Origin of the sequence: Herpetosiphon llansteffanensis (assembly GCF_003205875.1) — a bacterium.
In the GTDB taxonomy this organism is placed as follows: domain Bacteria; phylum Chloroflexota; class Chloroflexia; order Chloroflexales; family Herpetosiphonaceae; genus Herpetosiphon; species Herpetosiphon llansteffanensis.
Genome location: NZ_PUBZ01000081.1, coordinates 162,601 through 175,056, shown reverse-complemented (window position 1 = coordinate 175,056; position 12,456 = coordinate 162,601). Strand labels below are relative to the sequence as shown.

General features: G+C 47.6%; 11 protein-coding genes. 4 read left to right on the top strand and 7 right to left on the bottom strand.

The genetic code is table 11. The features are described from left to right. Nucleotides 1-95 precede the first annotated feature (95 nt). Together C5S61_RS07510 and C5S61_RS26800 are read left to right on the top strand one after the other, a co-directional pair. Nucleotides 96-1,109: a class I SAM-dependent methyltransferase gene (locus tag C5S61_RS07510; RefSeq protein WP_164689275.1), complete on the top strand. Its 1,014-nt coding sequence runs from the start codon at nucleotides 96-98 to the stop codon at nucleotides 1,107-1,109. 68 nt (nucleotides 1,110-1,177) lie between these two features. Next, nucleotides 1,178-1,345: a hypothetical protein gene (locus C5S61_RS26800; RefSeq protein ID WP_164689274.1), complete on the top strand. Its 168-nt coding sequence runs from the start codon at nucleotides 1,178-1,180 to the stop codon at nucleotides 1,343-1,345. A 56-nt stretch (nucleotides 1,346-1,401) separates the two neighbouring features. Here C5S61_RS26800 and C5S61_RS07505 read toward each other — a convergent pair whose 3' ends face one another. From C5S61_RS07505 to galE, 5 genes are all read right to left on the bottom strand, one after another. Continuing rightward, nucleotides 1,402-2,352 carry a tetraspanin family protein gene (locus C5S61_RS07505; protein ID WP_110514445.1) on the bottom strand — a complete coding sequence of 317 codons (951 nt, stop codon included), beginning with the start codon at nucleotides 2,350-2,352 and terminating at the stop codon, nucleotides 1,402-1,404. Between the two features lie 37 nt (nucleotides 2,353-2,389). Next, a complete protein-coding gene (locus tag C5S61_RS07500; protein ID WP_110514444.1) occupies nucleotides 2,390-3,316 on the bottom strand; it encodes a hypothetical protein in 927 nt (308 codons plus the stop codon). 132 nt (nucleotides 3,317-3,448) lie between these two features. Then, complete coding sequence (locus C5S61_RS07495) at nucleotides 3,449-4,405, bottom strand: hypothetical protein (RefSeq protein WP_110514443.1); 957 nt, start codon at nucleotides 4,403-4,405, stop codon at nucleotides 3,449-3,451. 162 nt (nucleotides 4,406-4,567) lie between these two features. Beyond that, nucleotides 4,568-5,044 (bottom strand): PaaI family thioesterase, encoded by a 477-nt coding sequence (locus C5S61_RS07490; protein WP_110514442.1) that lies wholly within the window; start codon nucleotides 5,042-5,044, stop codon nucleotides 4,568-4,570. A gap of 23 nt (nucleotides 5,045-5,067) precedes the next feature. Further along, nucleotides 5,068-6,054: a UDP-glucose 4-epimerase GalE gene (gene galE, locus C5S61_RS07485; RefSeq protein ID WP_110514441.1), complete on the bottom strand. Its 987-nt coding sequence runs from the start codon at nucleotides 6,052-6,054 to the stop codon at nucleotides 5,068-5,070. A gap of 245 nt (nucleotides 6,055-6,299) precedes the next feature. Between galE and C5S61_RS07480 the strand changes: the two genes are divergently transcribed. Together C5S61_RS07480 and C5S61_RS07475 are read left to right on the top strand one after the other, a co-directional pair. Continuing rightward, nucleotides 6,300-7,355, top strand: a complete 1,056-nt coding sequence (locus C5S61_RS07480) for an HAF repeat-containing protein (protein ID WP_110514440.1) — start codon at nucleotides 6,300-6,302, stop codon at nucleotides 7,353-7,355. Nucleotides 7,356-7,463: 108 nt separating this feature from the next. Beyond that, complete coding sequence (locus tag C5S61_RS07475) at nucleotides 7,464-9,815, top strand: tetratricopeptide repeat protein (protein WP_110514439.1); 2,352 nt, start codon at nucleotides 7,464-7,466, stop codon at nucleotides 9,813-9,815. On the opposite strand, the gene C5S61_RS07470 is transcribed toward C5S61_RS07475, so the two are convergent. Then, nucleotides 9,812-10,846 (bottom strand): ABC transporter ATP-binding protein, encoded by a 1,035-nt coding sequence (locus tag C5S61_RS07470; RefSeq protein ID WP_110514438.1) that lies wholly within the window; start codon nucleotides 10,844-10,846, stop codon nucleotides 9,812-9,814. The two genes, C5S61_RS07475 and C5S61_RS07470, sit on opposite strands and share 4 nt — an antisense overlap. A gap of 10 nt (nucleotides 10,847-10,856) precedes the next feature. Further along, nucleotides 10,857-12,452, bottom strand: coding sequence for an ABC transporter permease (locus tag C5S61_RS07465; protein WP_110514437.1), 1,596 nt, complete (start codon nucleotides 12,450-12,452; stop codon nucleotides 10,857-10,859). Nucleotides 12,453-12,456: the final 4 nt, after the last annotated feature.

Here is a 12,456-nt window from a genome sequence, read left to right as displayed (position 1 = left end):
GTATCGCTTGCGTAACAATCAGCGTTGGTATAATGGGCAAGCACTCAGCATCCCAAGCGATGCGCCATGCAACTTTGTATCGAAAGGATTGTGCTGTGACGACTCAAGCGTTCCCAATCGAATCTATCAATGCCTGCCCTATCTGTCAGCACCCAGAGGCACGCTTTGTGGCCCATTACCCAGAACCACATCTTGAAATAGGCGTAACGCTCAATCAATGCCTTGGCTGCTCGGTGGTCTACCAGAATCCACGCCTGAGCTTAGCAGGCATTCATATGCTTGAAGATCAAAGCGATGTCTATGATTACGATGCTGAGCAACAAGCCCAAGCCGTTGACGACCGCGATGAGATCATTGCCTGGCTTGAAACAATGACCGACCTCAAGCCGCGTTCGATTCTCGATGTTGGCTGTAATCGGGGCTATTTGTTGGCGGCAGCAGAGCGTCGCGGCTGGCGGCCAAGCGGGGTAGAATTATCGCTCGTTTCAGCAGCAGCGGCCCGCGAACGCTTTGGCTTTCCGATCTATCCCAATCTCGAAGCCTTGCCAGCAGGTCAATTATTCGATCTGATAACCTGTTGGCATGTGGTCGAACATCTGCAGCAGCCAGTTCAGATGCTGCAACAACTCTACGATTTGCTCACGCCCGATGGCGTTTTGGCTATTCAAGTTCCCGCCTACAGCTTTGCCGATGAATATTTGCGCCGTGGCCATGGCTTGCATATTTTTTGTGCCTCGCATCCAGTCCACTATACTGCTGCCACATTAACCATGGTTTTGGAAAAAGCTGGCTTTGAAGTCTTGTATAGCGATGAATCAGCAGAGTATTTGTTTCTCACGATCTATGCAGCCAAACCTTCGCGCAATGCCCAACGCCGCCATAGTGCTGAACTGCAAGCCCAGCTTGATCAAACCAGCCAAAAACTTGCTTGGTTCGAGGCCGATCATGCAGAGATTGCCAAGCAACTCCAGAGCATGAATCAGTATATTCGTCGTCTCGAAGCAACCCTTGAGGTCAAAAATCAATATCTCGAACACCTTGAACAACAGCTCAACGCGGTTAATAATGGTCGAGCCATGCGCATACTCAATAAACTTAAGCGTTCATAACTTGAAGCTTAAGCCATTTGCGCTACAATGAGTCTAACTCAGTTGTGAGCTAGCATAGGAGTTCCGCGATGATTGATAAAAAGACCCAAGCCACCGAAGCCAAACGGATCTTGGCCCTAAATCCGCGCGAGCTTTCACTGGAGATAGCTCGCTTGGCAGCCCAAACTGGCCTACCACAAACTAAAATTCTTGAATTGCTGCGGCGACAGGCTGCCGAGGGCGAACAAAAACGCTAAACCAACCACCAAGCGATCTGAGCATGGGTCCTAAGCCGCTGCCTCAGATCGCTTGCTTATTGATGCAAGCGACCATATTTTTGGGCCAAGGCATATTGATGTTGCAGATAACGCTGTTCTGCTTGGTGGAGATTTGGTGTTGTGTGCTTCGTCTCCCATGCCACTATCATGAAAACAACACCCATTGCAATGAATGCCATGCCATTCAGCAGCGCAGCTGAGTATTTCCAAACCAGCCAGATTCCAAAGCCCGCTATCCCTAGCCCAATCAATAAAGTAACCAAACTGTTCATCGCAAACCGAATCGTATACGATCCATCTTCATCGGGACGCTCCGGATGATAGTAATAATCGGGCTTAATATTGCGATAGCGCAGCCGCTCGCTGAGCCAACGTTGCTCTAATTGCACCAATTCGGTCAGGTAGGCTTGCTCAGCTTTTGGCGCATCAACAATGATCCGTTGGATGGTTGCGTGATAATGTTTATCGCGCTTTGGTTCAGCATAATGCGCTTCTTGCAACGCATAGATTTGTTGTTCAGCAGCTGTCCATTGGTTTGCATAAGGGTTTGCTGGTGAAGAGATGCGTTGTTTGGGAATTAATAGCTTCGGCTTGCTTGGCCGATTTAGGGCTTTGGCTAGTGCTGCTCGCTGTTTAAGATAGCGGCGTTCGGCCAAGCGCAAACGGATACTCCCGCGCAAGCCAAAGCCTAGGAGCATGTATACTACAGTGAGCAAAAGCGTTGCCAAGTAAAAGCGAATGTCAGCTTGATCAATTGCAGTGCGCAAAGTCATTGCCGCATAGATCAGCACGACACATAACAATGAACCAAACATCGAACTGCTGACAAGCTTAATCCGTGGATCAGCGTTATGTTTACCAACATAGCCGATCCGTTCTTGCTCCCATTGCTGATCAAGCGAATCCAAGGGATCTTTCGCTACGAGGTTTTGTTCGCAATGAGCAGTATGGTCGATCAATGTGCCAAATGTGGTTGGTTCGGGCATAACCTAAGCCTCCATCCAAATCATTAGCTTCAACTATTTAGCGGCCATAATCGTGGCACAGCTGTTGGCGTTGGGCAAAATAGCGTTGCTCTGCTGCATTGAAGGCAATTGCTCGTTTGCGAATTGAAAAAGAGCCAGCCAACATTGTTAACCCAAAAGCAGCACAGAGCAACGGATACAATAATGAAGCACTGCGATTGAGCAGCATAAACCCAAATCCCATTAAGCCCAGCCCTAGACCAAAGACAAACCAAGCACCAAAAACACTCGGGGCTTGATTGGTTTCCAGCTGATTAACATAGTGCAACGAGCCAAACCGCTCTTTAAGCCAGCGCTCTTCTAATTGAGCTAATTCACTGAGATAGCGTTGATCGGCTGCTGGGGCATGGGCAATATAGCGTTGCAGCGTAGCATAATAAGTTTGGTCACGGCGGCCTGAATCGTAATATTCAGCTTGCAGCTCATGAAAACGGCTTTCTGCTTCCGAGCGGCTTTTTTTGGGCCATGAATAACGTAAACGCTTGCCTGAAAGTAGCAATTCAGTGGTTGCTTTTGGGTCGCCATAGTGTTTGACCAACATAGCCCGTTTTTGCAGATAGTGGCGTTCGCCAAGTACCGCTTTAATCGCATTTGGCAGCGCCAAGAGAACGAGCAAGCTCCAAATAATACAAAAGCTTGCAGGGAAATAGGCAAACCAACTAGACAGCGCGTTGGCCTCGCGCCACAACATAACCCCAACTCCAAAAAATGATAAGCAGAAGGTTATGCTAATTAATGGCCCAGCATAGGAATTTGGGCTATCACTATGCAGCATACCAACATAATTTGCGCGTTCTTTGCGCCATGCTTGGTCAAGTTGGGTCACGGGGTCGGCATTAGGATCAGGTTCTAAGGCGTGTTCAATTGCAAGCTGCTCTTTGTACGCTTCAGCAATCATGGCGGGAAATTCAGTTAATTTTGCCATTTTTTTATTCCTTTAACCTTCAAACAAATTTCATTTTTAGCTATTTAATCACAAAAGACCTTCCTGTTAGGCTCTACGCATTGCTAACAGGAAGGTTACGCTTTAGATATTAATTATGTCAATTCCAAAATCTTAAAATGGATCTTGATCGCGAAAGCGGCCATGCAGTTGATTGCGACGTTCAGCATATTTATCTTCTAAAGCGCGATAGGCTTTGATTCGTTGATTTGAATATATGGTTGTGATGGAAATGATTGTCGGGATTACAAGAAATCCAAGCATATTGACCCAATTGCCCGTTGAGATGCCTTGCTGAATGCCAACTGCAGCAAATAAGAAACAGATACCTAAGACAAACCACAAATTAGCCGGACGATTTGCTCGTTGTTCACGACGACCATTTTCAAAACGCACATACTTAAGCCGTTCTTGGACCCATTCCGATTCAATGGCAGCGAGCGCCTTGAGATACTGGCGCTCATGCTCAGGTGCCTGAGCAATAATGCTCAAGACCGAACGCCGATATTGTTCTTGATCATTGATACTATGATAATGATATTGTAATTGGCGAATTTGATTTGCCGCAGACGTTGTTACCGATTTATGGATCAGTGGTTTTTCAATCACCGGCGCTCGCGGAACATCTTGTGGTTTGATGCCTAATTGGGCGATTAATGCAGCTCGTTGGGCTAAATAGGCCTTTTTGGCTTGGGCAAAGCGCAATTGGTTACGGATACCAAACCCAGACATTACCACAAACAACAACGAAAACAGGCTAAAACAATACAGTTGTGGCATATGCGCTCGAAAGCCAATCACGATCGTCGCGACCAAAACACTTGCAAACACGCTACACACCACAATCAAGACCATTGGGCTTTGCTGCACTGGCATGCCATTGCGTGATGTTTGCATCCCCGTATATTTGACACTTTCTTTAGCCCATTGCTGATCGAGGTATGTCAGGGCATCAGCGTTGGGATCAGGTTCGAGAGCTTGCATGGCAGCTGCATAATCGCGTTTGGCAAGATCAATATATTGGCCAATCGTTGGTCGGCGACTATTATTAATATCCCATTCCTCGTCCATGCAAAACCCCTTTATGCATTAATCGTTTAATCAAATACCATTCTTGGTACGCTTTACGCGCAAACAACCCAGAAGGTTACGTGATCACATCTCTTCAGCTTAAACCGAAAAACCCCTCGCCCCGTTAGATGGGCGAGGAGTTAGGGTGAGTAGAGCTTAAATTTAGGCCTGCATCCACTCGCTGGGCACGCGCACGGCCAACACTATGCCAGTTGCACACAGCTGATCATCTGCGCTGAGCGTACAGGTTACCAAGGTTTTGCGTTCGCTTTGCACATCGAAACGTGCCCGTAAGACAACACTTGGCCCAAGTGGGGTTGGTTTATGATAGGCAATTTCGAGCTTACCAGTCACATACCAAATTGGCGTGGTGCTGCTGAGCGCAACCCCTGCCTGTTGAGCAGCCAAGGCCATGGCGCTGATAATTGCATGGCAATCGATCAATGCGCCGATTATTCCGCCATTGAGCACATGGGTTGGCGAGGCACAATGCCACGCTTGTGGTTGCCAATGACAAAGAGCTTCAGCGCCATCCCAATAGCTTTTGATCTGCAAGCCATGCGGATTATCCTTGCCACAGCCCCAACAATGATTGCCCTGCAATTGATCTTGAAAGGCTGGTTGCGTCGTTGAAACCATCAGTGCTGCTCCTTGAAATTTAATTATTCGCTATAGCCATGGGGATGTTGTTGATGCCAAGCCCAAGCACTTTCGATAATGCTCTCGATTGTGGCATAGCGTGGCTCCCAGCCCAACTCACGGCGAATTGTATCCGACGACGCAACCAAGGTCGCTGGATCGCCAGCGCGACGCGGGGCAACAACTGCGGGAATCTCATGCCCTGTTACATTGCGCACAGCTTGAATAACTTCTTTGACGCTGAACCCACCGCCGTTGCCTAAATTGTAGCGGCGGCTGGCTCCACCATTGAGCAAGGCTTGCAGGGTCAGAATATGTGCCGAAGCCAAATCGCTCACATGCACATAATCGCGCACACACGAGCCATCTGGCGTTGGATAATCGTCGCCGAAGATCGCAATTGATTCGCGTTGGCCTAAGGCAACTTGCAAAATCAAGGGAATAAGGTGGGTTTCGGGGTCGTGATGTTCGCCAATTGTGGGCGTACAGCCACAGGCATTGAAGTAGCGCAAGGCTCCATAACGAATGCCATGCACACGTTCATACCAATAGAGCGCCCGCTCCGTCCATGCTTTCATCTCGCCATAGGGCGAGCCAGGCACAATGCGCTCGTTTTCGTCGATCGGCATTTTGGCCGGGTCATCGAATAAATTGGCAGTTGAAGAAAGAATAAACGCTTTTACGCCATGCTCTGCGGCCACCGTCAACAAGTTAATCCCAGCCACAACGCTATCGCGCAGATAATATTCAGGGTGCTGCATCGACTCGCCGACCAAGGTATGCGAAGCAAAGTTTAAAATGCCATCGAAGGGGCCATGAGCTTCGAAGGCCGCGCGAATTTCGGCAATATTATTGAGATCGCCGAAGACAAAGGTCGCAGCAGCAGGAACCGCTTGGCGATGGCCTTGGCGCAAATTATCAAAGATCACAACATCGTAGCCAGCATCAAGCAATGCGGCACTGGTTACGCTGCCAATATAGCCAGCGCCACCGGAGACCAAAATACGCATACAAACTCCTTTTTACACGGCAAGAGCGTCGTGTAGCGTCGAATTCGCTGGCTATTGTAGCCGAATCAGCTTAATTGTGGGTGAGAAGTTGAATCAAAGGATGAGGGATGAAGGATGATCTTTGGTCTAGCCACGTGCTCGTTGATGGGGTATACTAGGCCTAACAGCCAAACCATACGAATCAAATAAACTCTTGCCTTCAGCATTGCTTCCATTCCATGAAGAGTTTTTTGGAGGAGCGATCAATGCATGTAGGAAGAAAAATCGTTGCTAGTGGCCTGCTCGTTGTTAGTCTTGTTGGCCTTAGTCAACTGCAAGCCCCCGCTGTTTATGCCCAAACCCCAACTCCAACCAACCCTGGCTATACCTCAACGACCATTGGCTCGCTTGGTGGCCACGATGGCTTTGCCTCCGATATTAATGATTTTGGGCGAGTCAGTGGCTACGCCGAGACCGAATCGTCAGATTATCGTGGTTTTATGTGGCGGCGCGGCACCAAAACCGAAATTTCACCGCTCTTGAGCGGTGAAAACGAAAAAAGTTATGCCTATGGCATCAATGATACTGGCTATGTTGTTGGTAAAAGCACCTTTGGTCACGACCAAACGCGGGCCTTCTATTGGCGGGGTGGTGGCAATAAAATCAATCTTGGCACGCTGGGCGGCACGAATAGTAGCGCCAGCGATGTGAGCAATGGCGAACGGGTCATTGGCACGAGTGATACGGCCAATGGCGAAAGCCACGCCTTTATGTGGTATCGCGGCACCATGACTGATCTTGGGACGCTTGGTGGTACAACCAGTTCCGCCAACGAAATTAACGATCATAAGGTGATTGTTGGCAGTAGCACCAACGCCAACGGCCAAAACCGGGCCGTGATCTGGAAAAATGGCCAGATTATTGACCTGAATGTACCGGCTATACAAAGTTTTGGTAATGGGATTAATAACCATGAGCAAATTGTTGGCACCATGGTCTTGACCGATGGCATCCCACGGGCCTTTGTGTGGGACGATGGCGTAACCACCGACTTAAGCACTGGTACTGATTATACCTATGCAAATGATATTAACGATGCTGGCATTGTCGTAGGACGGACGTATGATGATGCTGGCAATGCCAAAGCGACGGTTTGGCGCAATAGTACAGTGCTCTACCTCTGGGAAGGCAGCTCAGGCATGAGCACCTCGCGCACCAATGCGGTGGCGATCAATGAGGCGAACCAAGTTGTTGGCTATGATGATTATGATGATACGTTTTATTTCTTTACCGATGCCATGCTCTGGCAACTAACCGATTAACACTTCGATTGAATAGCTTTACAACGCTCCTGATGCAATTTACGCTACAGGAGCGTTGTTTCAGGGTATAATGGCAGCATACGAGCCTCAAAGCCATGGGTTTTGTTGATGAAAACCGACCTGAGCCTTCAATGGACACCAACGAATATTCAAACATTGCTGCAAAACCCGCAGCGGCTGCTTCAGCATGCCCAGTGGCAAACAGCAATCCAACAATTTGGTGGCTTAAGTGGCTTTTATCAATATCTGCAAAACTTACGCTTAAGTGAGCGTCAATTAAATCTTTTAACGGTCATTACAGCACATCCAAAAGCCAGCGTTATCGAATATTGCGAGCGCTTGCATATTCATGCCGCAACCTTCCATCGCCATCAGCGCGATCTGTGGCAAACCCTCAGCCTGCAACTAACCAGTGAAATGCCACTTAAGCAGGCTCAACAAGCACCACCAGCACGGTTAAAGCCCCAGAAACGCAGCCAACTCCCGCATCCGCTAACGCCATTAATTGGGCGTTCGCAAGAAATCGCCTTTATCCATAATATATTGCAGCAATCAGTTCGGCTCATCACCTTGACTGGAATCGGTGGCATCGGCAAAACCCGCTTGGCAATTCAGTTAGCCCATGAACTAGAGGCTGAAGCAGACCAAAAGGTTTATTTTTGCTCATTTGTTGATATTCGTGAGCCTGAAGCAGCCTTGCTTTTTTTAGCTCGTCAGTTAGCGATTCCTTATAACCCGCAAACAGATGACTTGATTGACTTATTGGCTGAATATTTTTCTGAGCAGTCAACTATTCTTATTTTAGACAACCTTGAGCATATGTTAAGCATTGCACCAATGCTTAGTACATTATTGCGCCAAACTGCAAGCCTAAAAATTATTACGACTAGTCGAATTCGATTAAATCTTTATGGTGAACATGTACTGCCAATTCAAAGCCTCAGTGTTGCAGATCCGCAAACCCAATTAGCCATAAGCGATATCGATAATTTTGATAGTTTAAGGCTTTTTGTTAGCAGAGCACAAGCAATCAATCCTTTTTTTCAAGTTAATCAATATACTATTGCAGCAATCCAACGTATTTGTCATAAACTTGATGGAATTCCATTAGCAATTGAATTTGCTGCTGGTCATTGCAATCATTTAACTGCCGAAGCGATCGTTATTGGTTTAAATAAACGCTTTGAATTATTAACCAATAGTACCAATGATGCTGAAGCTCGCCATCAAACGTTATATGCAACCTTGGATTGGAGTTATCAACTGCTTGAACCAGAAACCAAATATATCTTCAATCATTTAGGTATTTTTCAAGCTCCTTGGAATCTTGAATTAACATATCCGCTCTTTCCCCAATTTAGTCACGATTATATTGAACAACAGATGCATCTTTTGGTAGAACATCAGTTTCTAAAAAGAGTATCAATTAACAATGTATCAGCCTATATGATGTTGGAAACAATTCGTGATTATGCCCAACAGCAATTAAGCAGCCTACAACATATAGCAGCGGTTCAAGAATTAATTATTAATTATGTATATCATTATTTGCAGATTAATCCGCATACTGATTCAAATAAAGAACAATGGATCGATCAAATTCAATTCTATTATCCGCATATTATTCAATCACTACACTGGTTGGATAATGCAGCATATGATCATCGCTTAGCTGAAATAGTGTATGCAATTATTCCTTATTGGCTTAAAAAGAGTTATAATAAGGATGGTTTAGATTGGTGCAAGAAAATCATTGATACTAATAATGGCCAAGCTGATCTTATTTATGCAAAAACACTCTATCATTTTAGTGTATTTCATGGGAGCTATTGGAATTATGTTAGTGATGATGTTTATATTTTAGCCACATATTTAGAAACATCGATCAAAATAATACAAAAATATCCGGATGAGCTATTGTTTCTTGCAGAAGTATACAATCGCTTAGCGGTTATCCAATCAATTAACAATAAAGACATTGCATTTAATTATTGGAGGAAAAGTTTAGCAATTTATAAAAAATATCCAATGTACATTGATATTGGTAGAGTTTATAACAATATTGGCAATCTTTTTCGTATGGGTGATCGTTTCGAAAAATCGATTTATGTTTATCAAAAATCGATTAATGCTTTTCGTTTAGCGAATGATACGCATAAGCTACCAATTGCGCTAGGGAATTATGCATCTGGGTTACTCGCAGTTAATCGAATTGATGAGGCACTCGAGGCGTTAAATGAAGCTTTAGCACATACAAAAGCTAATAGTGATCTACAAGGAATGACATTAAATTTGATGTATTTATATGAGGTTTTACAGTCAACCAAGCGGCTTGATGCTGCTGAAACAATTGTTGAGCAGGCCAAAGCGAATATTAAGATCCTGCGAACTAAATATTTTGATCATTGGATCAATAGAGCCGAAACCCAACTAGCGGAACTGCGCCAACAAGGCTTCTAGGATGATTCGGCCTGAAACGCCACAACTGGCCCTTGGACATTCACCGCAACCCGTAAATTTGGCGCAAGATCAAGCCGTGGCCCAGTTCGCGCCGCCAGGTGCAACGCACCAATTTGTACATCAAGCAGTTGATCGTGGCCATAAAAACGTTGGCCGAGAATCTGACCATTGCCAGTTGGGTCGGGGACAAGTTGCAGCGCTTCAGGCCGAATCATCAGGGTCACAGGGCCATGCATTGGCTTGGTTAGCAACAATTGGCCCAATCCACATTCAACGCTATTATCACGAGCGATGCCAGCCAAAAAGTTGGCTTCGCCCACAAATTGGGCCACTGCTTGGCTAGTTGGGCGCAAATAGAGTTCGTGCGGGCTGGCGCTTTGCATCACCTTACCCCCAAGCATCACCGTCACGTGATCGGCCAAACTCAGGGCTTCTTCTTGATCGTGGGTTACAAAGAGGGCGGTGGCCCCAACATGGCGCAAAATCTGCTTGGTCGCAGTGCGCACTTGGTCGCGCAAGCCTGCATCGAGATTGGAAAACGGCTCGTCGAGCAGCAAGAGTTGCGGATTGGGAGCAAGCGCGCGCGCCAAAGCGACCCGTTGTTGCTGCCCGCCAGAAAGTTCATGGGGCATGCGTTTGGCCAAGCCTGCTAAGCCAACCAATTCAAGTAATTCGTCGATACGCTGCTGGCGAGCTTGGCGACCTAAGCCATAACCAATATTTTGGCCAACCGTCAAATGCGGAAACAAGGCATATTCTTGAAAAACCATGCCAATCTGGCGTTGTTCGGTTGGCACATGGGTTTTGGCGCTGGCAATTTCGCGGTCGCCAAGCCAAATATGGCCTTGATCGATGGTTTCGAAGCCAGCGATTAATCGCAATAAGGTTGTTTTGCCGCAGCCTGAAGGCCCAAGCAGTGCCCCCAAACTGCCGCTTGGCAATTGAAAATCAATCTGATCCAATACCTTGGTTGCATTGAAGGTTTTGCTCACGTCACGGCAATTTATCGCGAATGTGGTTGGTTCATGCATGGTTGTTATCTCACGTCTTGCGTTCATTCGCCAGCAGCAGGGCCAAGGAGCCACAGGCGGCCAACATCAATAATAAAGCAGGCAGCGCGGTTTGCGAAAAGCGTAGTTCGGTGGTGTTGTTCCAAATATCGGTTGCCAAGGTATGAAAGCCGGTCGGCCCCAACAGCAGGGTTGCTGGCAATTCTTTCAAGGTCGAAAGAAACACCAAGGCAGCTCCCGAAACAATGCCAGGCCGTAGCAGCGGCAAGGTAATGCTTAGCACTACCCGCCATGGTGGTTGGCCCAACGAACGGCCAGCCTCTTCCAAGCGCGGGTTGATTTGCAACAAACTCGTGCGCAAACTGCCAATGGCTTGCGGCAAAAAGCGCACAGCATAGGCCAAAATCAACAAGCCCAAGGTTTGGTAGGCCCATGGCACATAATTAGCACCCCAGAAAACCAAAGCCAAGGCGACGACGATGCCAGGCAAGGCATAGCCAACATAGGTTGCGCGTTCAATTAAACTCGTTAAACGGCTCGGATAGCGCACGGCCAAAAAGACCACCGGAAAGGCCAAAACAATCGTTACCAGGGCTGCCAAACTAGCGGCCAGCAACGAATTGCCGAGATCAGCAAGTTGCACATTCCACGCTTGGCCAGAGCGAATGCCGATAATCAGCCAAGCCACAATCGCCACAATTGGCAAAACCACCGCAAACAGCACCACAACCGAGCAAAATAGCAAAGCTGGCCACCGCCAGCGTCCAAGCTCAACAACTTTCGCTTGGCGACTAACGCCAGCAGACGAGCGATAATAGCGCGCCCGACCACGGCTGAGTGCTTCGGCAGCCAATAAGCCACAAGCTAAGCCAACCAGCAACAACGACAACACCGCCGCACCAGTTCGATCAAACGAGGCTCGATATTGCAAATAAATCGCGCGGGTAAACGAGCTATAGCGCAATAACGAAACTGCGCCAAAATCGCTCAAGGCATACAGCACCACCAACAAACTACCAGCTGCAAGCGCTGGGCGCAATTGAGGCAGGGTGATTCGCCAGAAAATCTGGCCCGAACGTTGGCCAAGCGAGCGCGCTGCTTCTTCCAAGGCTGGGTCGAGCTTGCGCAAGGCAACCCGCACATTCAACACAATATAGGGATAACCAAACAGAATTAACGCTCCGGCTGCGCCCCAAAATCCATAAACTTCAGGCAAGCGTTCAACGCCCAACGGTGCGAGCCATTGTTGCAACAAGCCACGCGGCCCAAGCACAGCAATAATCGCCCAAGCCCCAATATACGAAGGAATTGCCATTGGCAGCATAATTAAGCCCAACCAAATGCGTGCGCCAGGTAAATTGGTGCGGGTGGTCAGCCAGGCCAAGGGCAACCCGATCAGCAGCGAGCCAAGCGTGACCGTAATCGCCAGCAACGCCGAGCCAGTAAAAACGCGCAAAGTGGTGGGGCGTTGTAATTGCGCCCAAGCAGCATCGCCCGCTTCACTGGTGCGCAAGAGCAAATAGCCAAGCGGCAAAACCATCATTAACGCAATCAGGCCAGCACTGATCGTCAACATCAGTGCTGGCCAGCGGCGTGGCCGAGTTAATTGAAGCCGTTTAAAAACCATAGTG